We start from the raw sequence: 21877 nt of genomic DNA on the forward strand, positions 1-21877 counted from the left end.
CGGCTCAGTCGTGTGCCGCACGAGACTATGCGGGCTGTGAGGGGAGAGAAGAAGGATGGACGACAACAGCACGACGAGCGTGGAATCCGGTTCGTCCGGAGATGACGACCGTGCTCCTGTCCAACGGAACACGGCCGCCGACGGCGGCACCGTCTACGCCGTTCAGAACGGCAACCAGGCCATTTACCACGTCCTCCCGGACACCTCCTCGTCCAATCCGTGGCTCACCGCGCAGGAGGCGTTCGACGATCCGCACGCCGCCGCCTACTTCTCCCACCGCTGGGACCTGGTCGGCCGTACGGAGCTCGTCGAGGAACTGGTCTCCCTTACCGCGGACACCGATGGGGCCACCGGGCGTGTGGGCATCCTGCTGGGGGCAGCCGGCGCGGGGAAAAGCCGTGTCCTGCACGCTCTGGCTGCGGACTTCGCCCTACGCACCGGGGGCGTCGTACGGGTTCTGCCCGCCTATGAAGCCGTGGGCCATCAGGTGTCGGCGCGATTGCCCGACGACGCCAGCCTCCTCGTCATCATCGAAGATGCTCACCAGCGTCCAGACGACCTATCGGATGTCATCCGCGACCTCTGCCGTCAACGGCCCCGAGCCAGGATCATCATTTCCACTAGGCCCTCCGGTATGGCTGCTATCAGAACAGCGTTCAGGCAGCTCCGGATGGACGACACCCTGGTTCCGACCTGGGAACTCGACGAGCTCTCGTCCCGGCAGGCCACCAGCCTCGCGGCACAGGCGCTCAGCGGTGAGACTCGGCACCTGGCCCGCTGGCTCGCCATGGCCGTGGGCGACTCGCCTTTCCTCCTGGTCTTCAGCGCCGTACAGATCGCGCGAGGGCAGCTCAATCCGGAGCGATTGCAGCGAGATGGCGAACTGCGGCGGCAGGTGACGGAGGCTTTCATCACAGAAGCTCTGGGAAGCTCGGTCACCCACGATGAGGACCGGTGCCTGCTGTACCTCGTGGCTGCTCTGCAACCCGTACGCCTCGACTCACCACACTTTCCAAGCGCCATGGCGCAGCTGCTTGGCCTTTCGACAGCCCTGGTGCGGACCAGGCTGGCCCGCTTGGTGGACATCGGGCTCCTGGCACGTCGGGGTGCCTCGTACCGGATCTTGCCCGACCTTCTTGGCGATGTTCTTCTGGCCGAGGCCGCTTTTGATCCTCGGAGCGGGCGGTCCAACGGGTTTCTCGAAGACGTTCTTGCCAACACTGACGGCGAGCCGCTGATCAATCTGCTGGTCAACACCGGGCGGGTGGACTGGCAATGGAAGGATCTCCGGCCCAATGAACCGTCGCCTGTCGAACCTCTCTGGCGCATCCTCAAGCAGGAGTACGCGGCCGGGAGTACCGAGGTACGCCGGCAGCTGCTGACCGTCGTGCGCAAGGTAGCCCCGTTCCAGCCAAGGCGTGCCCTCGATCTCCTCCGCACAACGGTCGAGGCAGGCCGCTTGACCCTGGTGGGGCTATTGGACGCTGTCCCTCCGGTACTAGCGGCCACCGCGCACGACCCGAACCACCTCGGGGAGGCGCTCGACCTGCTGTGGGAGGTCGGACAGCAAGACGGGCGGCCGATCCACTCGGCCCCGTACTCAGCGCTACGCCTCCTCAGCGACCTCGCCTCGTACACCCCCGACAAGCCGCTGTTTTATCAGGAGGCCGTCGTCGATGCCGTCGGCCGGTGGGTGCAAGCAGGGCCGGTCGATGCCTCCTCCCGTATGCCCTTCGCCCTGCTGGATCAAATCTTCGAAACGGTCGCAGAGCATCATGAGACCGAGGGGTGGACGGTCGTCATCTCACGCCTGCCTCTGGCGGCCGACCGTGTGGCCTCCGTACGCGCTCGTGCCTACCAGGTGCTCCTCGACGCCTATAGCTCTTCGGATCCGGTGCGGGCTGGGGTCGCGGCGCGGAGCCTCGGGGAAGCCTTCAGGGACCAGCGCGGGTCCTTCGAGGACTTGGTGGTACAGGCTCTGGAAGAGTTGGCCGCACGGACCCAGGAGGTCGGGCCAGGCCCGCTGGTGTCGCTGGCCGTACACCGATCGGTCCTGTGGCACATGGTGTACGGCGCCGCATCGACCTCGGAGGCAGCGCGTCGCGTCTCTGACTCCCTACCGGACTCATTGCCGCACCGGATCGCCGTGTTGATGCACAGTGACTGCCACGAGTGGCAACTGGTCGATGATGACTACGACTTCGTCGCTTCGGAACGCGCCTGGCAGGTCCGTATCGCTGAGGCTGCTGAGGAAGCCACTGCCCAATGGGATGACGGAACCGTCGGGAACGTACTGTGCGACCTCCTGGAGACGGGCATACAGGTGTTCGCCGAGTATCCGTCAGGCTGTCCGCACCTGATCGGCCGCTTTGCAGCAGGACGCCCTGGGCTCTCCATGGCAGTCATCCGTGGAGCACTGGAGCGTGGTGATAAAACCGTCGACATCGTCCTGGCACCGGCGCTTAAGGCCCTCTGGGACAGCTCTCCATTCATAGCCGAGCAACTCTTGACAGAATTGGAAGCCACAGACCGCCCCGCAGTACTCCGATCCGTCCTCCAGGCGAGCGTGGCACGGGTCGCAGCGGGCGATCCACTAAGCGCGTCGGAGAGCACGGCGGTTGGCCGACTGGCCGGACACCGTGACGCCTCGGTTCGCGTCGCAGTCCTCCGTCTTGCGGTTCGGATGGTCCGAAATCCCTCGATGAAATCAGATGGGATCGCGCTGCTCTGTTCTATCCAATTTTCTGCGTTGCACTCCGGAACGAAGGAGTTTGCGTGGGCATTCGTGGGCCCCGACGCCATCTCATGGTCCGACATGACTCCGGACCAACGAGCGGGCTGTGTCCTCGAGCTGATCAGAGCACAGACACTAGACGACCACCGGATCCAGTCAGCCATCGCAGCCCTATCCGAGGAATACGAGAACGAAGCGCTTGACATTCTTATGGAGCGCCTGGAATCGTGGGAATCTGATCCAGTACCTTCTTACATCCCTCTCCCTTTCTCTTGGAAAGCTTCCCTTCCCTTCAGGAGCACCTCACGTCGCACAGGCCTGCTAGAAAGACTGATCCATTGGTTTGAGCAGGAACGGGAACATCCCTGGCAGCGAGAGATATTCGGCGTTAAGCTGTTCAATATCGTGGCAGGTGAAACGTACAACCGCGAAGTGCTCGATGTCGTCCTGAAAGCCTTCAGGTCGGGCGATGCCAAACAAATTTGGGCGATTGCCCCGCTCCTGAGCGGAGCTCACCGCGGCCTCCTTTGGAATGAGCCCGACTTCGTGGCCGACGTGCTGCAGGCAGCCGCCCGGCAGTCGAACGAGCTGTACCACCGGGTTGGTGGCTATCTCATGAGCGCCGGAATGTCCGGACCGAAGTCAACCTCACCCGGCGAGCCGTTCCCCCAGGATGTAGAGGTCCGCGAACAAGCATCTCGAATTCGTAGAAGACTGACCACTGGCTCACCTGAAGACCGTTTCTACTCCGCGCTCCAAGATCGTGCCAATGTCGAGATTGAGGGGGCGCTTCGCGAGGATCGGAACTTCGACAACCGCCGTGAATGGTAGAAGTCGCCTCCACTTTTCTAGAGTCAACTGGAAGCGCTTATTGCCCTTGGTGCTCGTAACGCGATCACGAGCTGGCCTTCTTGAGGTGATGCGGGCAGAGGAGTGAGCAGGAAAATGCGACAAGGCCGTTGTGGAGGTCGCGGCGTCGTTCCCAGCTGACGGCCAGGCGCTCGAACTGGTGGATCAGGGTGAAGGTCTGTTCCACCACGTAGCGGAGCCTGCCCAGGCCTTTGATGTTGGCTGGCTCTTGCATGAGATTACCCCGAGATGCGGAAGGTTGTCGGAGATGGCCTGACGGGTCATGAGAAGGGAGCTTCTGGGATGGATGCTCAGATGAAGTACCCGCCCGAGTTGCGGCAGCGAGCCGTTGCCGCGTACCGGGCCGCCGACCCGAAGCCGGTGATCCGTCAGATGGCCCGGGACCTTGGTGTTCACCACGAGGCCCTGCGTACTTGGATCCGTCAGGACGAGGCCGATCACGGCGACCGCGACGACCGGCTGACGACCTCCGAGAAGGAGGGCCAGGCCAGGCTCCGCAAGGAAAACTCCGAGCTCAGGCGGTCCTGCGAGATCCTCTAAGCCCCCTCGGCTTTTTCGCCCAGGAGCTCGACCCGACCCGGCGACGGTTCCGAAGCTCATCGACGAGCACCTGGACCGCTTCGGGGCCGAGCCGGTACTCCGGGAACTGCACATCCCCGCCTCCGCTGAGAGGCCCCTGGACAGTGCGGCCTGCTCTCCATCCCAGCTTGGCCAAGGACAATGTCACGCCGCCAGGCCCACGTCCAGGATCTTGGCTGCCTTGCCGATGGAGCCGGGCATGAGGTGGCGGTAGATCTTGAAGGTGATGTCGAGGCTCTTGTGGCCCATCCACTCGGCGACGTCAGTGATGGGAATGCCATTGGTGAGGCAGTTCGACGCGAAGAAGTGGCGGAGGCTGTAGATCACCATGCCGTCGGGGATCTCGACCTCGCCGGCGCGCTTGATGCGCTGCCACTGGTTCTGGAGGTAGTAGGCCAGGTACGGCTTCGTGGGGTCCATGGGGTGGCGCAGGAGGTAACCGTCGACCGTGCCGTGCTTGTCTGCGTACCACTCGATGGATTCCCGGACGCGGGCTGGGAGGGGGACGTCGCGGTAGTCGGTGGGCTTGCGGTGCTTGAGGCGGCCGTAGGTCTTGGTGGTCTGGTTGACCTGCTCGGTGATCCGGTAGACGTCGCCGGCGACGAGGTTGTTGAGGTTGACGGCGAAGGCCTCGCCATTGCGCATGCCGCAGCCGCTCATCAGGTCGGCGATCAGGAGGAACCGGTCGTCACCGGCAGTGCGTATGTCGCGGAGCTGGGCGGGGGAGGGGATGACCGCGCGCTCGGGGTCGTACTGCGGCGGCTTGACGCCCAGGACGGGATTCTCGGTGTAGATGCCGAGGCGGTAGGCGTCCAGGAGGACCGACTTGACCTTGTCGAAGGCGTTGGACTGGGTGGCGAGGCCAGCGCCGTTGCGCTCCATGGTGCGGATGAAGCCGTCGACGACCTTGTGGTCGAAGGTGCTCATCCGGCGACTGCCGAGGGTGGGGAGGGTGTGATGCTCGAGCAGGGACTCCAGGGTGCGGAGCGAGGACTCGGCGAGGTCGCGCTGGCCCGCCTTCCACTCCGCGGTGTACTCGCGGAACTGCATCGCGCCGTACTTCTGGATGCGCTCGGCCTTGCTCTGGTTCCTGGGAACGGCCTTCTTCTCCTGGTAGACCGTCGTGAGGCGGGCGATGGCCTTCTCCTGGGTGGAGAAGCCGGCCTCCTCCGTCTGCTTCCCGGCCGCACTGCGGTAACGGATCTTGTACTCGTGCGGGCACTTCGACCAGCGGGACTGGGCGTGCTCGCAGTCTTTGTAGAAGGTGCCCATGCCATGGGCGAGTGACTTCGTTGCCATGCGGTGCGGGACTCCTCGGGCGCCAATGCTGACCTTTTGCTGACGCCGGAGGGTCCACCACGTTCCTGACCTGCACGAAGACGGATATCTCGTGTTACGTTCTGGAATTGGATCGGCCGCAGCAACGAGGAGATCGTCCAAGCCCGCAAGGACTGGATGGAAGGCACCCGCTTCGGCGAGGTAAAGGGCTACGACGGCCCCCCAATCCCCGCCCCCCCACCTTCCCCCGGTCCCCCTGAAACCCCGAGGCCGGGTGCGCTGACCTGCATGTTCGGTACCCCGCGGAGATCGTTTCGGAGGGGCTCGCATCAGGGGTTCTCGGAAGCTGGTTCCGTGGCTCCGTGCGCTCCCATGTGTGACCTGGTGGGGTCAGCTTTGCCAGGACCAATGCTGACTTTGATGGCAGCTCGTCAGGTTTGCTGATGTCCCGCCAGACGCTCTCCGTGGCGTTCGAAGGCCGGCGCTGCTCGGTACAACGCGTTGTACCGAGCAGCTGGTCTGGCCGGCTGCTCGGCTCAAGCGGCGTCGCTTGCGACGGACGGCCGCCTCCGTGCGCCGAACGTCGAGTCGAAGGTCCAGTGCCGTACCCCCTCCGTAGCGACAGCCATCACCGTGTGAGAAGCGGGCCCTTGCCCTCCGAAGACTGGACGGCCTCTCCACGGGGCGCTGCCAGACGTGGCACGCGCCTTGAGCGTGCTCGCAGCCAAGGTTGTCTTGGACGGACGTGCGGAGGTCCTCGTATCGTGCGATTCCGGAAGCGTGTCTCGATCGTTGACCATGGCAGCGCTCAGGATGCCCGGATCTGGGTGTCCAGTACGGACTTGATGGCCTCAACGTTCATGGCCGCGAAGTGCGCCAGCTCCGGCGGCATCAGGTTGAGTTGCCGGATCGCCTCGGCCGTGAACGGCACGCGCACGATCTCGTAACTGCCTCGCTCGGGGTTGTCGAACTCGGTGCCGGTACGTGCCTTGATGTCCATCTGGTCCAGGCGCGCGGCGAAGATGTGCTGGACGCCGAGGCCGTTCTCCAGCGAGTCGGTGATCAGGTGCACGAGCTCGGCACGGCTGAGCTTGCCGCCAAGCTCCTCGAACACCTCTCGGTGCAGGGCGTCCTCGATGGTCACGTCGTCGGTCTCGACACCGCCGCCGACCGTCACCCAGTAGGGGTCCCGGCCGGGCTTGGTCCGCTTGATCAGCACGAGCTCGTCGCCGTCCAACAGGATGGCCCGTGCGTTTCGCTTGGTGATCACCTTGTTCTCGTTCCTCTCTGGGAGGCCGCGCGCCGGTTGAAGGCCCGGCATGCGCCTGCTGGCTGTCAGGTTGCTGTGGACCAGGCTTCGACGAGCGAGCGCACTGAGGGGAACCGCGTCTGTGGATCCGTTGCTGTGGCTTGCTGGATCACGCCCAGTTGGCCGCGGGTGCCGCGCCATTGAGCCTCCTCGTCGCCAGCGTCAAGGAGGATTCGCAGAGCTCTGCCGAGGTTGAACACGGTCGTCCGGACGTCGATGACCGAGCCTCGTACGAACTCCTCCGGCGCCATGTACCGGCTGGAGCCGGGGAGCCGGTCGGTGTTCAGCGTGAATGGCCCCTGTCGGTACTCGTCCAGGTCGCATAGCCTCATCCGCTGTTCCTCGAAGTCGTACAGCATGCAGCCGTCATAGAGGTCGACGGCTACGAGTCCGGCGGCCTCCACCGCGAGGTGGGCGTCCAGAACGATGTCCAGGGCGTCGTGGACTTGGGAGAGCGGAAGCCTGCGGAAGCGGGCCATCGGGCTGTCGGGCGCCGTGCGGCCGCCGCTTCGGGACCTCGTGGGGTGGTAGAGAACTTCGCCAGGCACCCAGGGGTAGACGAGGGCCACCCCCTCATCCGTCGTCAGGTGGTGCAGCAGGGGAGTGATGGCAGGGTGAGCGACGGCTTCGTGCACGGTGACGGCTCGGCGCAGCGAGGACACTGCTGCAGGTGTCGAAGCGCTCTTCGCGAACCACTTGCGTCCATCGATCAGGACTCCGTACGAAACGCATCCGGAGTCCTGATCGGCGAAGGTACGAAAGACCGTTCCGACGTCCGCAAGGTAGGCATCGAATGCGGTCACGTGCGCGACGTCAAGCAGGGGGTGTGGCGTCATGCTCGTGATGGTGTCAAGTCTGGTCCGAAGCGGCAGGGAGTTTCCCGTTCGACTCATCGCGATCGACACCGCTCAGCCACTCATTGGAGATGACCGTGGCTGGCTGCGGGCACGGCCCGGATGCTGATGTCCTGCACATGCGCCTCCTGCGTGGCGGTCACCGCGGTGAGTACGGCCGCCGCGACGGATTCCGGCCGCAGGTAGTGCTCCGCCACGTACTCGGCCCCCTCCTGGGCGCGGATGGACCGCTGCATGTCGGTGGCCACCCGGCCGGGGTAGACCGTGGTGACGCGCAGGGCGGGTTCCTCGGCGCGCAACGCGTCCGCGAAGGCCCGCTGGGCGAACTTGCTGGCCGCATAGGAGCCGCAGTTGGGGTAGGCGTCGAGTCCGACACTGGAGTTGATCAGCACCACCTGTCCGCGCGCGGCCCGGAGGGCGGGCAGCAGCAGCCGGGTCAGCTCGGCGACCGCGATCACGTTGACCTCCAGGGTGTCCCGCCACACCTGGGCCGGGGTCCGGGCGACCGGCCCGAGCGTGGCGACACCGGCGCTGTGCACCAACAGGTCCAGGCGCTCGATGCCGGCCACGACCGCGGCCATGGCGGCATGGTCGGTCAGTTCCGCGGCGAGGGGCCGCGCGTGCGGAAGCCGGGCCGCTCGGTCTCGCAGCAGGGCGTCGTCGCGACCGCCCAGCAGCAGGTTGTGGCTGGGGGCGAGGGCCGAGGCGATGGCCGCCCCGATGCCGCGGGACGCCCCGGTGATCAAGGCAAGTGGCCGCATGATCCTCGTCCTCCGCTCAGTAGGGGCCCTGGAAGCCGGCGGTGACAGTCTCCAGGGCGGGCAGTTCGGACCTGGTCGTGTCGCACACCGCCAGGCAGGCCTTGACGATCTCGGTGGCGCTGGGGTTGAACGCCTCCTCCAGCGGCCATGAAACGGGTGCCGGGCAGTCAGGTAGCGTGACCCTGCGGACCGGGGACCGCAGTGCCTCCGGAATCCGCTCGGCCACGACGGCGGCCACCTCGGCGGCGAACCCGTAGCGCGCCCAGCTCGTGTCGGCGACGACCAGCCGGCCGGTCTTGGCCACCGACTCGCAGATGATCGTGTCGTCCAGCGGCCGGATGCTGCGGACGTCGACGACCTCGACGCTGATGCCCTGGGCGGACAGCTGCTCGGCGGCCCGCTCCGCCTCGTGCACCATCAGGGAGGCTGCCACCACCGTGACGTCGGTGCCCGCACGGGCCACCCGGCCGACGCCGAACGGGACGGGGGTCATCTCTTCCGGCACCTCGCCGGTCAGCGGATAGAGGGTCCGGTTCTCGATCAGTATCGTCGGGGTGTCGCTGGTGAGCGCCGTGATGAGCAGCCCCTTGGCGTCCGCGGGCGTCGCGGGCGTCGCGACGTGCAGCCCCGCGTAGTGGCCGAAGGTCGCGTGCGGGCTCTGGGAGTGGGTGGCGCCCTGCCCCCAGCCGCGACCCACGACTCCCCTCATGACCACGGGTGCGCCGCCCTTGTCGCCGCCGTACATGTACCGCCACTTCGCGGCCAGGTTCACCAGTGCGTCCATGGCCAGGAACATGAAGTCCGCCCTGGTGTGGACGACGAGCGGCCGCATGCCGGCCACCGCGGCGCCGACGGCGAGGCCGGCGGTCGCGTTCTCCGAGTTGGGGACGTCCACGACCCGGTCGGGACCGAACCGGGCGAAGGCCTCCTTGGTCGTGCCGTAGGTGCCGCGGAAGTCATCCACCCCCTCGCCGACGACGAGGACACGCTCGTCGGCCTGCATGCACTGCACGGTCGCTTCGGAGATCGCCTGCCAGTAGGTGAGCGTGCGCATGTCCAACTCCCTTTCCACGCCTCGGTTCACGGTCATCGGCCCACGGGCAGGTAGGCGCCGTCGAGCAGACCCGCCACGTCGGGGAACGGCAGCTCCTTGGCGTACGCCACCGCGGCGTGGATCTCCTCCTGCGACTCGGCCTGCCACTGCCGCACGAGATCGTCGATCCCGGGTTCCTCGGCGCGCACCTCGGCCACCGCCCGCTGGATGGGGCAGCGCCCGATCCAGGAGTCGATCTCCTGCTTCGACCGGTATCCGTGGTGGTGGTCCCAGCCCGGGCCGACATGCTCGCGCCAACGGTAGGTCGCCAGTTCCAGCAGGTACGGGCCGTTGCCCGCCCGGCAGTGGCGCAGTGCGGCCTCGGCGGCCTCGCGCACGGCGAAGACGTCGTTGCCGTCGGCGGCGGCGGCGCGCACCCCGGCCGCCTCGGCCCGGCCGCGGATCGAGGTGCCGGCCGGCTGTCGCGCCGTCAGCGGGGACGAGATCGAGTACAGGTTGTTCTCGCAGACGAAGACGACCGGAATCCGCTGCACCGCCGCGATGTTCAGCGACTCCGCGAAGACGCCCTCCTCGGTGGCGCCGTCACCGAAGAAGGTCAGCGCCACCCGGGATTCGCCGCTGCGGGCGAACGCCCAGCCGGTGCCGACCGCCACGGAGATCATCTCGCCGAGAATGGCCCCGGAGCCCGCGAATCCCACCGACTGGTCGATGACGTGGATCGACCCGCCCCGGCCGTGCGAGCAGCCGTCCTGCCTGCCGTACAGCTCTGCCACCAGCGCCCGGAGATCGCCGCCCTTGGCCAGATACGGGGCGTGCGTGCGGTGCGCCGCGTACACCCAGTCCCGTGGTGTGGTCGCCGACAGCACCCCCACCGCCGTGGCCTCCTGGCCGATCGAGAAGTGGATGGCAGTGCGCATCTCCTGCTCGTCCCGGTAGTAGTCGGCGAGAACCTCCTCCACCACACGGATGCGCACCATCTCGCGGATCAGCCGCGTGCGGTCGGATGTCATGGTCGAGCACTCCTCGCATAGTCGTGGCGTCGGCACCGCTCAGTACCGGCGGCTCTGTCGCCAGTAGCCGGCCGACGCCGGTGCGGGACGCCGGCGCAGCGGGTCCCCGAACAGCCGGCCCAGCAGGCCCAGCACCAGCACCAGCAGATAGGCCAGCAGGAGCAGCAGGGTCAGCAGGGCATGCCTGGCGAACGTCATGGGGGTGGGGCCTTTCTGTGCCGGTCGGTCAGTCGAGGGGGATCTGGCCACGCCAGTCCGTGTCCTCGTGCCACGGCGGCTGGTCGGACTTGAGCAGCAGGAAGCGGCCGATCGCCAGCGCGTCGATGTCGGTGCGCATGAAACAGCGGTAGGCGTCCTCGGGCGTGGCCACGATGGGCTCGCCGCGCACGTTGAAGGACGTGTTCACCAGCACCGGGCAGCCGGTCCGGGCGTGGAACTCGGTGAGAAGCCCGTGCAGGTCCGGGTCGGTGTCCTGCGCGACGGTCTGTACCCGGGCCGAGTGGTCGACATGGGTGACGGCCGGGATCTGCGAGCGCCGCGCCCGGAGCAGGTCCAGGCCGCGCAGGTGCTCGGTGCCGGCCTGTTGCAGCCGGCGCTGCTCGGCCACCTGCGCCACGATCAGCATGTACGGGCTGTCCTGGCGCAGGTCGAAGTACTCGGTGGCGTGCTCGGCCAGCACGATCGGCGCGAAGGGCCGGAAGGACTCCCGGAACTTGATCTTGAGGTTCATCGTGGACTGCATCTCGGCGTTGCGCGCGTCGCCCAGGATGGACCGGCCGCCCAGGGCCCGGGGCCCGAACTCCATCCGGCCCTGGAACCAGCCGACGACCTTGCCCTCGGCGAGCAGCCCGGCGACGGTGGAACGCAGCTCGTCGGTCGCCAGGCGCCGGTACGGCAGCCCCTGGGCGTCCAGATAGACCTGGATCCGATCGGCGTCGTAGCCGGGGCCCAGCCGGGCGCCCCGCATGCCGTCCCTGCCGGAACCGAGGTGGTCGCGCGGCCCGTTCGCGGCCAGCAGCGCGGCCCCGAGCGCTCCGCCCGCGTCGCCTGCCGCCGGCTGTACCCAGATCTCGTCGAACAGCTCGCTCTCCACCAGCTTGCCGTTGGCCACGCAGTTGAGTGCCACCCCGCCGGCCAGGCACAGCCGGCGCTCCCCGGTGAGCTCCCGTGCGGCGGCGGCGAGGTTGAGCATGATCTCCTCGGTGACCAGCTGCACGGACGCGGCGAGGTCGAACTCCCGCTCTGTCAGCGGCCCCTCCGGCTCGCGGCGCGGCCCGCCGAACAGCTCGGCGAACCCGCGCCCGGTCATCACCTGGCCGTAGAGGAACTCGAAGTAGCCGGTGTCCAGCCGGAACGAGCCGTCCGGACGGATGTCGACCAGCTTCTCCCGGATCAGCGGCGCGTACACCGGCCGACCGTACGGTGCCAGGCCCATCAGCTTGTACTCGCCGGAATCCACCTTGAAACCGCAGAAGTAGGTGAACGCCGAGTACAGCAGCCCCAGGGAATGGGGGAAACGCAGCTCCCGCAGCGGTTCGACGCGCCGGTCCCGACCGTGCCACAGGGTCGTGGTCGCCCACTCGCCGACGCCGTCCACGCACAGCACGGCCGCCGACTCGTACGGGCTGGGCAGAAACGCCGAGGCCGCATGCGATTCGTGGTGCCGGAAGCGCCGGATCGGCGGCACGGCACCGAGATCGAGCCGGGCCAGCTCGTCGTGGACCACGCCGAGCGTGCGCAGCTTCCACCCGAGCCACTCGGGCATGCTCCGGCGGAACGAGCTCCACGCCCGCGGGGCCGTGGCCAGGTAGGTGGCCAGCACCCGGGAGAACTTCAGCCGCGGATCCTCGTAGTAGGCGATGACGTCGACGTCGTCGAGTTTCCGGCCGGCCTCGGCCAGACAGGACGCGACCGCGAGGGCCGGGAAGCCCGCGTCGTGCCGGCGCCGGCTGAACCGCTCCTGCTGGGCGGCGGCGACGATGTGCCCGCCTTCGACGACGGCGGCCGCACTGTCGTGGTAGTAGGACGAGATGCCGAGGGCAGTGGTGCTCACGGGTCCAGCTCCTTATCTCCGACCGATCTCTGCAGTGAGTGCGCCGTACACCCCGGCCGCCAGCCCCTGCGGCGGGCTCAGGGAGCGGTACCCGCCCCGGATGCGCTGCCACACGGCGTCGGTCGTCCGCCGCCCGGCCAGGTCCGGCTGTTCGGCGAGGAACGTGTCGATCGCGTCGACCGCCCATGCCGAGTGCCCCGTGGACACGTTGTCGATGGTGTTGTGCAGGTCGACGAACTGGGTGCTGAACCCGTGGTGGCGCAAAGCCACCTGGGCGTCGCGATAGCTGCCGCCGACCCCGGACAGTTCCATGGCCAGGTTGAGCCCGAGGATCTCCGGGGCGAAGGTCTGCGGGAACTTGGCCATGCACAGCCAGAACACGGGCAGCGCGAAGGAACGGTCGTCGAACCCGGGCCACGCGGCGAACTCCTCGGAGTCCGTCGGCGGCAGCTCGACGCCCATCTCCCGGAGCAGGTCCCGGTAGATCTTGGGGTGGTTCTGCCGCCAGATCCCGTTGCCCAGCTCGTCCCAGTAGGTCTGGAACAGGAAGTGCCCGGCGGGGGAGGAGGCCAGTCGGTAGTCGGTGTAGCCCTGCAGCCAGCCTCCGTCGATCAGGATCAGCGGTGCCAGCTGCAGCGTCGACTCGACCAGCTCCTCCCGGCTGGGCAGCGGCGTGTCGTGGGTGGCCCAGGCCGCGCCGTGCCGGTCGTGTTCGGCGGCCAGCCAGCCGCGCAGCCCGTTGTCCGGGTCCCAGCGTGCGGGCAGCCCCCGTTCCGCCTTGTCCATGCGGAAACGCGAGCGGGCCAGCCAGCGCCGGACGTAGCGGTGGGCGAACTGCCGCAGCCCGGGGGGCTCCGTCCGGCTGAGCAGCGCCCGGTAGGCCGATCGCGCAGTGGGCCGGCCGAAGTCGCCGGCGGCCGGCGCGTGGGCGGGGCGGGCGTCGATCATCGTGTCCGACCGGTGCCAGGAGCACTGCGCGACGCGCAGACGCCGGTGCCGCTCGTCGGCGTCCTCGCCGGTGCCGAGGGCCGATCCCTCCTGCGGCAGGTGCGTGATCCAGTCGCGGAGCAGCGCGATCTCCTGCTCGGTGAAGACGCGGAACATGCGTCCCTTCTCACCGATCAGTCCGCACACCAGCGGGCTGCGGTCCGGCTCGCCCGGCCGCACCAGCGTGCTGCGGGCCAGCGCCCGCAGGAATCCGCTCGGCCCGGCGTCGACGTCGGCGAACCATTCCGCCAGCGGACGGCCCTCCAGCGGGAACTGCCCGTGGTACACGGAAGCCTGCCGGGCCCGGTTCCAGATCAGCCGCCACACCGGGTAGTCCGGGTGGGTCGCCAGCCGCGTCTCCTGCTCCAGTGCGTCACACCACAGCGCCAGTTCCTCGGCGGCCCAACGGAATCCATGGCGCACCCGGTCCCCGTCACCGCGATCAACAAGCGCCTGCGCCGCCGCGAGGGCCAGGTCCAGCGGGACCGGCTCGTCCGGCGTCCGGGCCCGGCCCAGGTCGAAGGTGTCGACCGGAACCGGGAGGTCCCCGGGTGCGAGCGCGGCCAGCGGCGGGAGCACGCCGACCGCGCGCAGGCACAGATCCGCCCCCACGAGCTCAAGGCGGAACCGGTCGGGCAGCCGACTCATCGTCAGCAGTACGGCGGGCAGTCGGAAGCTGAAGCTCTCGACCTGGTCGCTCGCGGCGAGCCGGGCTCCGGGCGCCTCGTCCTTGAAGCGGTGAGCTCGTAGTACGGCCCGGTACGCGCTTCCCCTGTCCGCCAACGGATATCCCACCCCGAGGTCGGAGGAGTAGAGCCGCAGCAGGGTGAGTGTCAGCTCGCTCTCCGCGTTGCCCGCGCTGGACAGCCACTGCAGCCAGGCCCCGGCCGACAGTGCCAGCGGAGCGCAGTTGCCGAGCACACAGCGCAGGCCCGACGCCCGGTGCGGACTGTCAAGCACGGAGCGGAAGCCCTGCCTGCGTTCGGCTGCCCATCGGCACGCCTCGTCCACGAGACCGGCCAGGTCCCGCTCCGGCTCGTCCCGTCGACCGGCGGCCGGGTCGATGGCCGCGCGGACCATCGGCAGGTCCGTGTCCGGTGACGGGCAGGCTTCGGGATCCAACGCCCGGGCGTACAGCGCCCGGTATTCGACGTTCGTCACAGCTTTTCCCCAGGCCAAGAGTCTGCTCAGAACATCGGGTAGATCGAGCTGTCGTTCTTGCGGTTCTTCTGACGCCGCCGGAACCAGCGTTTGATCGTCTGCCACATCAGGACTCTCCTCGTGCTCCGCCGGGCGTCAGCATTCCGCCGATGGCTGCCGCCAGCCGTTTGTTGCCCGCGTCGGTGATGTGCGCCTGGTCGATGAACAGCCACTCGTCGCCGCCGAGCAGTGCGCTGGCGTCGAGGAAGGAGATGCCTCTCCGGGCACAGACCGCCGCGAGCCGGTCGCGGTAATCGCGGTAGACGTCGTCGCCCAGGATCGGAGTGAACATCGTCCAGAGCGCGGACCGCTCGATGTTCACCTCGTCGATCAACAGTTTCTCTTCGGGCGACAAGGTCTTTTTCGTCCACGTCGCCGTCGGCTGGAGCATGAAATGCACCTTCGCGCCGGTCGGCGCGGCCAGTTCCAGCAGCCGGTCGAGATCGCGCGCCTGTATCTCGGCGGCGAGTTCGGACCGGGCGAGCGGACTGAGCGTCCGGTCCGGTCCCGGTTCGGCCCCGGTCAGCCGCCGGGCCAGTCGGCCCACCGCCCACTTGGGCTGTTGGTAGTACTTCTTCAGATCCGGATTGCCGAGCTGGGTGAAGAACTCGCCGGAGAAGAAGAACTGGCCGTAATCGCTGCCGGCCTCGGGCAGCCCGGCCACCACCAGGTTGTTGAGCCCGGCCAGCACGACGATGTCCCGGATCTGCGGCAGTTGGTGCCGGTGCAGCATGAAGACCAGCAGTTCCTGGGTGGAGTTGAAGGCGGACGCCGACAGGTTCAGCCACGGTGGCGAGCCGGGCTCCCGCGCCAGCAGCGAGGGGATGGTGTTGGCGTCGCCCACCGCGCCCCAGCCGAACGCGGGCGAGGCGCCCAGCATCACGCTGACCTCGCCGGACGGGCGGTCCTGGAGCAGTGAGTAGCGCTGGTCTCCGACCTCCGTCGGCCGGAAGCCGCCGGAGTCGGTGGTGAGCACGGGGGACTGGTAGCCGGCCCGGCTGAAGAACATCAGGTAGGGCAGCCAGCGCATCTCACCGCTGGCGAACTCCTCGTAGTGCTTCATCTGTGGGGCGAGTTTCGCCTGCTGGTCCAACGCGGTTCTCTCCTTGACGACGCCGATCGGGACGTGGCGGCTGCCGATCGGATGGTGACAGTTGCGACGTTGACGGGACCCGTTGTGCGCGGAGGTTCGCGCGCGGTGGGACCCGTGTCGGTCACCGGGGCAGCGTGCCGAACAGGAAGCCGTCCGGTTCGTCGGACACCGGGAACTCGATACCGGCGTCATCGCCCACGGCGCTGAACTCCTCGTACAGCGACACGCCCAGGGCGAGCCCCCGGTCCATGACGGAATCCAGCCGGACCTCCCAGCCTGCGGCCTTCAGCCGGGCCGGCGCGGCCTGCCGGGGTTCGGTGTTCCAGTTGACGCTGCCGATGTCCGTGCCCAGCGTCGCGGTCGTGTCGGTCAGCGCCGTGTGCTTGGCGAACCAGTGGATCAGCTCCGCCGGCATGTACTGCATGGCCAGTCGGCTGCCGGGCGCGGAAAGCTTGTGGACGGCGGTGAACAGGTCTGCCTCGCCCTGCGCGGAGAGGTAGAGCAGGATGCCCTCCGCCACCCACGCCGTCGGCCTCGTGGCGTCGAACCCGGCGCCGCGCAGGGAGAACTCCCACTCGTCCCGCCGGGGATCGACGCCGACCGCGTGCCGCGCGCAGCGGGGTTGCGCGCGGGCCTCGCGCAACACCTTGTCCTTCAGGTCGAGCAGGCCGGGCTGCTCCACTTCGTAGAAGTCCATTTCGGACGGCCAGTCCAGCCGGTAGGCGCGCGTGTCGAAGCCCGGCGAGAAGATCACCGCCTGCTCGACGCCCGCCGCGTTCGCTGCCAGCAGGAAGTCGTCCATCACCCGGGCCCGGATGCCGCCGAACCGGGAGGCCACCATGGCGCCCGCCGCGCCGGAGCCTCTGAGCTCGTCGACCTGTGTGGGCAACGTCGTCGGTATCCGCACAGCGTGCACGAAACGGGCTGCCAGCGGGTCGTTGATCAGCCCGTCGGGGCGATCCGACTCCACCGCGCGTGCGGAGCAGTTGACCACGGCGCTGAGGCCGACGGTGTCGGACACGGTCCAGTCGGCATGTTCCTCAGACATCTGTTCTCCCAAAAGAAATCGCGAGTACCCGGCTGATCCCGGAAGACCCGGAGACCGTATGGACCCGACTGGACTCATTGCTTCGGCCACCGCAGCTCGGTCCTGCACGGGGCCGTGGTGGCCGTCATCGGCAGCTCATTGCGGAGCTCTCTCTCGAACTGGAAGAAGCAAAGGATTCCTCGGGCGTCGCCCGCCTGCCGGCACCGACTGCCCGGGGTCTGCGCCGCGTCTCTGCCGTCGTGGCGCCGGAGCCGGTCTCTTCATCGGCGTGTCGCGTTCGCCCGAGCGCGTTCAGCCGGGCCAACTGGTCACCGGTGAGAACGAGGTCCGCCGCCGCGAAGTTCTCCCTGAGATGCGCGGGCGAGCTGGTGCCGGGAATGGGAATGACCGTCGGGGAGCGGTGCAGGAGCCACGCGAGCGCCACCTGACTCGCAGTCGCCTCCAGTTCGGTGGCGATGTCGGTCACAGGGCCTCCCTCGGCCGCGAGTTCACCGCGGGCGATCGGCAGCCATGCGACGAACGCGATCGAGTGCTTCTCGCAATACTCGATCACCTCGTCGTTGTGCCGGTCGGTCAGGTTGTACAGGTTCTGCACGCTGGCCACGGTGATGTGCTCATGGGCCTCCTCCAGTTCCGCGACGGTGACCTTCGACAGCCCGATGTGCCGGATCTTTCCTTCGTCCTGCAGTTCCTTGAGCGCGCCGAACTGCTCGGCCGCCGGCACCTTCGGATCGATCCGGTGCAGCTGGAAGAGGTCGATGCGGTCGAGTCCCAGCCGGCGCAGGCTCAGCTCGGCCTGCTGGAGGAGGTACTCCGGCCGGCCGCACGGCACCCACTGGTCGGGACGGGGCCGGCACTGTCCGGCCTTTGTCGCGATCACCAGGCCGTCCGGGTACGGGCGCAGTGCCGCGGCCAGCACTTCCTCGCTGCTCCCCAGCCCGTAGGAATCGGCCGTGTCGATGAAGGACACACCGAGGTCCACGGCCAGCCGGGCCATGCTGATCGCCGCCTCACGGTCTTCCGGCGGACCCCAGTGCCCCGGGCCGGTCAGCCGCAGGGCGCCGAATCCCATCCGGTGAACCGCAAGGTCGCCACCCAGGGAGAAGGTGGTCCTGTCGGGCTGCGCCATTCGTTCCTCCTGAACGACGTCCGTGAACTCAGGTGGGGCACGTGGTGACCTCGGTGCGGGCGTGCCGGTGACGGCGCCTGTGCCGCAGGGGATTCCCTGATCAGGGGGCCAGCGTGGAGGGCACCCGCTCGTCGGCTCTGCGGGTCACCTCGTGTCCCCGCTCCAGGGTGACCCGGACGATGTCACAGACCCGCCGGATGTCCTCACGGGAGACGGTGGGACCGGTGGGCAGGGCGAGTACCCTCTGCGCGAGCCGTTCGGTGTGCGGCAGGGTGACCGGCCGCTCCGAGCGGTAGAGCTCCATCTCATGGCATCCGGGGGAGAAGTACCGCTGGCACACCACGTTCTCCGCTCTGAGCACCCAGTCCAGCAGGTCACGGTGGACACCGGTCACCGCGGCGTCCACCTCCACGATCAGATAGTGGTAGTTGTTGCGCTCGGCACGGTTGAATTCCATGACGTTCAGCCCGGCGATACCAGCGAGTTCCGACCGGTAGTCGTCGTAGTTGGCCTCGTTCCGGCGGACCGTCTCCTCGAAGGCGTCGAGTGAGGTCAGGCCCATCGCGGCGGCGGCTTCGGTCATCTTCCCGTTGGTGCCCGTCTCCGTGGACACGCGTCCCTGGGCGAACCCGAAGTTGTGCATCGCGCGGACCCGTTGGGCCAGTTCCTCGTCGTCGGTCACCACCGCGCCGCCCTCGAAGGCGTTCACCACCTTGGTGGCGTGAAAACTGAACACCTCGGCTTGCCCGAAGCCACCGATCGGCTGCCCTTCCGCCGTGCAGCCGAGCCCGTGCGCGGCATCGTAGAACAGCTTGATGCCGTGATCGGCCGCGACCTTCGCGAGCTGGTCGACCGCGCACGGACGACCCCACAGATGGACGGGAACGATCGCACTGGTGCGAGGGGTTATCGCCGCCTCGACCAGTGCGGGGTCCAGGCAACTGGTGGCCGGGTCGATGTCACAGAAGACCGGGGTCAGACCCAGCCAGCGGAATGCCTGGGCGGTCGCCGGGAAGGTCAGTGACGGCATGATGACCTCCCCGGACAGATCCGCGGCGCGGGCCAGCAGCTGGAGGGCGACGGTCGCGTTGCAGGTCGACACGCAATAGCGCACGCCGGCCAGCTCCGCCACCCGCTGCTCGAACTCCCGCGCCAGCGGTCCGCCGTTGGTGAGCCACTGGTGGTCCAGCGCCCAGTTCACGCGATCGAAGAACCGGGCCCGGTCACCGACGTTGGGCCGCCCCACGTGAAGCGGTTGCAGGAATGCCGAAGGACCGCCGAATACAGCGAGATCACCGACATTGCGTTTCAATGGTCATACCTTCCCGGTGCGTGCGAAAAGGCGCACCCGGCAGCGGCCGGCACAAAGGATTCGGACGTGCCGAAGAGACAGAGACCGCAGTGCACGAAACTCTCTGTCGCGCACGTTCGAGAGGAGCGCACGGACTCGATCAGTGCGCGCGGCGCCAGTAGACGCCTGTCACGTCCACCGTCTCGATCGGTTCGTCGATGCCGTGTTCGTTCCGGTAGTCATGGACGGCCTGCTTGCACGCCGGGATCAGGTAGTCGTCCACGATCACGAAGCCGCCCACGGAGACCTTGGGGTAGAGATTGACCAGCGCGTCCATGGTCGACTCGTACAGGTCGCCGTCCAGCCGCAGGACCGCGAGCTGATCGATCGGTGCATTCGGCAGCGTGTCGGCGAACATGCCGGGCAGGAACTTGACCTGGTCGTCCAGCAGGCCGTAGCGAGCGACGTTCTGCCGCACCTGCTCCTCGGAGCAGCTCAGCACCCAGTTCAGGTTGTGGAACTCCATGGCCTGGTCGAGCGGGTGACTGTCCTCGGACGTCACGGGGACACCGGCGAACGAGTCGGCGAGCCATACGTTCCGGTCTTCCACGCCGTGCGCCTTGAGGAGCGCGCGCATCAGGATGCAGGCGCCACCGCGCCACACGCCGGTCTCGATGAAATCGCCGGGAACACCGTCCCGGAGCACCTGCTCCACACACTTCTGGATGTTGTCCAGGCGGTGCAGGCCGATCATGGTGTGCGCGACCGTCGGCACGTCCAGACCTTCGGCCCGGTGGCCGGCGTCGAACCTCCCGTGGTCGACGGCCGAGCCGGGCGCGTCCGGACGCATGCTGTCCGCCAGATCCTTGTCCAGGACGTTCATTCCGACCGGGAAAGTCGGGTGATCCCCATAAATAGTGTTCGTCACGACACGTTTTATGAGGTCCACGTAAAGCTCGTGAGTCTGCACAGTCACAATGTCCCCCAGCTGGATAATCAAGCGGAGAAATAAATTCTTCAACCGACCCTAACGGCTATCCGGGAGGGGGGCAAGGATTCATCTCGGTGGTATCGGTAAATGCACGGCCATGCGGAGCGGAAGGCTCGGTAATTCATTCTCAGGCCGTCGCGGTCACGTCACCGCAAGAAACCGCGCGTGTCCCCCCAGCCCGCGGCGACATCCGCCTCGAGCTGGTTGAGCCGTGCCGTGACCACTTGGTCGAACCCGTCCATGAAGTACTCGTCACCGTCGTGCGGCGCTATCCGGCGGTCGTCGTTGACGAACCGCTCGACCACCTCCGCCAGGGAGGTGCCCGGCCCCACCCGGCCTGCGATGTAGCGGTCTGCTCCGTCGAGATCCGGGAACCCGGCCTCCCGGTACAGGTACACATCACCCAGCAGGTCGACCTGCACGGAGACCTGGGGATGCACGGACGGGCGCATTGTCCCGGGCCTGATCCTCAGCAGTTCGGCGTCCGCGCCGGTCCTCAGGCTGTGCAACGCGTAGCCGTAGTCGACGTTCAACGTGGGGGTCCGGCGGCTCACCTGCTCCTCGAAGGCGAGGAGTCCTTCGTGGAGTTCCGTGCGCTCGGCCTCGGACAACCTGCCGTCTCCCCGGCCGCTGTAGTCCTCGCGCACGTTCAGGAAGTCCACTGGCCGGTCCGGCGCCGCCTCGTTGAGCTCGGCGATGAAGCCGACGAGGTCGAGCAGGCGATGCACGCGCCCGGGCAGCACGATGTAGCTGAGCCCGACCCGTATCGGGCTCTCCCGCTCGGTACGTAGCTGCTGGAAGCGTTGCAGGTTGGCGCGGACCCTGCCGAAGGAGGCCCGCTTGCCCGTGGTCTCCTCGTACTCCTCGTCATTGAGCCCGTACAGCGATGTGCGCACCGCGTGCAGATCCCACACCCCGGGCTGTCTGGCCAGCGTCCGCTCTGTGAGCGCGAAGGAGTTCGTGTACACCGTCGGGCGCAGGCCGCGGGCCGCCGCACGACTGCTGAGCGCGCCCAACCCCGGGTTGGTCAGAGGCTCCAGGCCACCGGAGAAGTACATGGCGTACGGATTGCCGGCCGGTATCTCGTCGATGACGGACTCGAACAGCGCGTTACCGGACTCCAGCGCCGACGGATCGTAGCGAGCGCCGGTCACACGGACGCAGAAGTGGCAGCGGAACATGCAGCTCGGCCCCGGGTACAGGCCCACGATGTACGGGAAGACCGGCTTGTGCGCCAGTACCGCGTCGAAGACTCCCCGCTGCTCCAGAGGCAGCAGGGTGTTCTGCCAGTACTTGCCCGCCGGCCCGGTCTCCACGGCGTGCCGAAGCTGGGGGACGAGACCGAAGAAGCCGAGGAGACGGCTGAAGGAAGCCCGGTCGACGTCCAGCAACCGGCGGACGTCCTCGAGGGGAGTGAACGGGTGGTTCCCGTAGTGCTCGGCCAGCTGTACGAGCCGGCGGGCGACCGCCGGGGCCTCGTCAGCGCCGACGTGGCCGTCGGCGGTCAGGGCGCGCCGCACCGTCTGGACCGCTGCCGCGAGGTCGGCGCCGGGGCGAGCGCAGGTGGCGACCGGATCGGCCGGGGTGGAGGCTTGAGAGGTCATCCTTCGTGTCCAATCGTCTGCGTCCGGTGCTC

Annotated in this window: 18 protein-coding genes and 1 pseudogene; 3 read left to right on the forward strand and 16 right to left on the reverse strand. The window is 67.8% G+C overall.

The features are described from left to right. Positions 1-55 precede the first annotated feature (55 nt). Positions 56-3565, forward strand: coding sequence for an ATP-binding protein (locus IE248_RS09950; RefSeq protein WP_190030428.1), 3510 nt, complete (start codon positions 56-58; stop codon positions 3563-3565). Between the two features lie 64 nt (positions 3566-3629). On the opposite strand, the gene IE248_RS09955 is transcribed toward IE248_RS09950, so the two are convergent. After that, positions 3630-3773 carry a hypothetical protein gene (locus IE248_RS09955; RefSeq protein WP_190030429.1) on the reverse strand — a complete coding sequence of 48 codons (144 nt, stop codon included), beginning with the start codon at positions 3771-3773 and terminating at the stop codon, positions 3630-3632. Between the two features lie 113 nt (positions 3774-3886). Here IE248_RS09955 and IE248_RS09960 point away from each other — a divergent pair, with 113 nt between their 5' ends. Continuing rightward, the gene (locus tag IE248_RS09960) at positions 3887-4144 is read left to right on the forward strand and encodes a transposase (RefSeq protein ID WP_190030430.1); all 258 of its coding nucleotides are present in this window, start codon (positions 3887-3889) and stop codon (positions 4142-4144) included. Positions 4145-4327: 183 nt separating this feature from the next. Here IE248_RS09960 and IE248_RS09965 read toward each other — a convergent pair whose 3' ends face one another. Next, positions 4328-5455 carry a tyrosine-type recombinase/integrase gene (locus IE248_RS09965; protein ID WP_190030522.1) on the reverse strand — a complete coding sequence of 376 codons (1128 nt, stop codon included), beginning with the start codon at positions 5453-5455 and terminating at the stop codon, positions 4328-4330. Positions 5456-5575: 120 nt separating this feature from the next. On the opposite strand from IE248_RS09965, the pseudogene IE248_RS09970 reads away from it, so the two are divergent. After that, a pseudogene (locus tag IE248_RS09970) lies at positions 5576-5744 on the forward strand (pirin); the annotation flags it as partial. Positions 5745-6269: 525 nt separating this feature from the next. Here IE248_RS09970 and IE248_RS09975 read toward each other — a convergent pair. The 14 genes from IE248_RS09975 to desII all read right to left on the reverse strand — a co-directional run bounded on the left by IE248_RS09975 (position 6270) and on the right by desII (position 21845). After that, positions 6270-6782 (reverse strand): NUDIX hydrolase, encoded by a 513-nt coding sequence (locus tag IE248_RS09975; protein ID WP_190030431.1) that lies wholly within the window; start codon positions 6780-6782, stop codon positions 6270-6272. A gap of 14 nt (positions 6783-6796) precedes the next feature. Further along, positions 6797-7606, reverse strand: a complete 810-nt coding sequence (locus IE248_RS09980) for a protein kinase family protein (protein WP_190030523.1) — start codon at positions 7604-7606, stop codon at positions 6797-6799. Positions 7607-7686: 80 nt separating this feature from the next. Then, positions 7687-8385, reverse strand: a complete 699-nt coding sequence (locus IE248_RS09985) for an SDR family oxidoreductase (protein ID WP_073796616.1) — start codon at positions 8383-8385, stop codon at positions 7687-7689. Positions 8386-8401: 16 nt separating this feature from the next. Then, the gene (locus IE248_RS09990; RefSeq protein ID WP_190030432.1) at positions 8402-9439 is read right to left on the reverse strand and encodes an alpha-ketoacid dehydrogenase subunit beta; all 1038 of its coding nucleotides are present in this window, start codon (positions 9437-9439) and stop codon (positions 8402-8404) included. 32 nt (positions 9440-9471) lie between these two features. Next, positions 9472-10449, reverse strand: a complete 978-nt coding sequence (locus IE248_RS09995) for a thiamine pyrophosphate-dependent dehydrogenase E1 component subunit alpha (protein WP_190030433.1) — start codon at positions 10447-10449, stop codon at positions 9472-9474. A 39-nt stretch (positions 10450-10488) separates the two neighbouring features. Beyond that, complete coding sequence (locus IE248_RS10000; RefSeq protein ID WP_181384401.1) at positions 10489-10647, reverse strand: hypothetical protein; 159 nt, start codon at positions 10645-10647, stop codon at positions 10489-10491. A 28-nt stretch (positions 10648-10675) separates the two neighbouring features. Beyond that, complete coding sequence (locus tag IE248_RS10005) at positions 10676-12502, reverse strand: carbamoyltransferase family protein (RefSeq protein WP_190030434.1); 1827 nt, start codon at positions 12500-12502, stop codon at positions 10676-10678. 12 nt (positions 12503-12514) lie between these two features. Then, positions 12515-14650 (reverse strand): iron-containing redox enzyme family protein, encoded by a 2136-nt coding sequence (locus IE248_RS10010; protein ID WP_229895211.1) that lies wholly within the window; start codon positions 14648-14650, stop codon positions 12515-12517. Between the two features lie 106 nt (positions 14651-14756). Beyond that, positions 14757-15782: an SGNH/GDSL hydrolase family protein gene (locus IE248_RS10015; RefSeq protein ID WP_190030436.1), complete on the reverse strand. Its 1026-nt coding sequence runs from the start codon at positions 15780-15782 to the stop codon at positions 14757-14759. Positions 15783-15903: 121 nt separating this feature from the next. Then, the gene (locus IE248_RS10020) at positions 15904-16830 is read right to left on the reverse strand and encodes an SAM-dependent methyltransferase (RefSeq protein WP_190030437.1); all 927 of its coding nucleotides are present in this window, start codon (positions 16828-16830) and stop codon (positions 15904-15906) included. Positions 16831-16954: 124 nt separating this feature from the next. Further along, positions 16955-17959, reverse strand: coding sequence for an aldo/keto reductase (locus tag IE248_RS10025; RefSeq protein WP_190030438.1), 1005 nt, complete (start codon positions 17957-17959; stop codon positions 16955-16957). 100 nt (positions 17960-18059) lie between these two features. Beyond that, entirely contained in the window at positions 18060-19271 is a 1212-nt protein-coding gene (locus IE248_RS10030; RefSeq protein ID WP_190030439.1) for a dTDP-4-dehydro-6-deoxyglucose aminotransferase, read from the reverse strand. A 139-nt stretch (positions 19272-19410) separates the two neighbouring features. Continuing rightward, on the reverse strand, positions 19411-20250 hold the full coding sequence (locus IE248_RS10035) for a TylF/MycF family methyltransferase (RefSeq protein ID WP_229895212.1): 840 nt from the start codon (positions 20248-20250) through the stop codon (positions 19411-19413). A 137-nt stretch (positions 20251-20387) separates the two neighbouring features. Beyond that, positions 20388-21845 carry a dTDP-4-amino-4,6-dideoxy-D-glucose ammonia-lyase gene (desII, locus tag IE248_RS10040; RefSeq protein ID WP_190030440.1) on the reverse strand — a complete coding sequence of 486 codons (1458 nt, stop codon included), beginning with the start codon at positions 21843-21845 and terminating at the stop codon, positions 20388-20390. Positions 21846-21877: the final 32 nt, after the last annotated feature.

This window comes from Streptomyces goshikiensis (genome assembly GCF_014650555.1).
Classification (GTDB): Bacteria; Actinomycetota; Actinomycetes; order Streptomycetales; family Streptomycetaceae; genus Streptomyces; species Streptomyces goshikiensis.

What these genes read in the sequence shown, in the direction of transcription:
- IE248_RS09950 (WP_190030428.1), top strand. Translation starts at nt 56, where the DNA reads ATGGACGACAACAGCACGACGAGCGTGGAATCCGGTTCGTCCGGAGAT.
- IE248_RS09960 (WP_190030430.1), top strand. Translation starts at nt 3,887, where the DNA reads ATGGATGCTCAGATGAAGTACCCGCCCGAGTTGCGGCAGCGAGCCGTT.
- IE248_RS09965 (WP_190030522.1), bottom strand. Translation starts at nt 5,455, where the DNA reads ATGGGCACCTTCTACAAAGACTGCGAGCACGCCCAGTCCCGCTGGTCG.
- IE248_RS09975 (WP_190030431.1), bottom strand. Translation starts at nt 6,782, where the DNA reads ATGCCGGGCCTTCAACCGGCGCGCGGCCTCCCAGAGAGGAACGAGAAC.
- IE248_RS09980 (WP_190030523.1), bottom strand. Translation starts at nt 7,606, where the DNA reads ATGACGCCACACCCCCTGCTTGACGTCGCGCACGTGACCGCATTCGAT.
- IE248_RS09985 (WP_073796616.1), bottom strand. Translation starts at nt 8,385, where the DNA reads ATGCGGCCACTTGCCTTGATCACCGGGGCGTCCCGCGGCATCGGGGCG.
- IE248_RS09990 (WP_190030432.1), bottom strand. Translation starts at nt 9,439, where the DNA reads ATGCGCACGCTCACCTACTGGCAGGCGATCTCCGAAGCGACCGTGCAG.
- IE248_RS09995 (WP_190030433.1), bottom strand. Translation starts at nt 10,449, where the DNA reads ATGACATCCGACCGCACGCGGCTGATCCGCGAGATGGTGCGCATCCGT.
- IE248_RS10000 (WP_181384401.1), bottom strand. Translation starts at nt 10,647, where the DNA reads ATGACGTTCGCCAGGCATGCCCTGCTGACCCTGCTGCTCCTGCTGGCC.
- IE248_RS10020 (WP_190030437.1), bottom strand. Translation starts at nt 16,830, where the DNA reads ATGTCTGAGGAACATGCCGACTGGACCGTGTCCGACACCGTCGGCCTC.
- IE248_RS10025 (WP_190030438.1), bottom strand. Translation starts at nt 17,959, where the DNA reads ATGGCGCAGCCCGACAGGACCACCTTCTCCCTGGGTGGCGACCTTGCG.
- desII (WP_190030440.1), bottom strand. Translation starts at nt 21,845, where the DNA reads ATGACCTCTCAAGCCTCCACCCCGGCCGATCCGGTCGCCACCTGCGCT.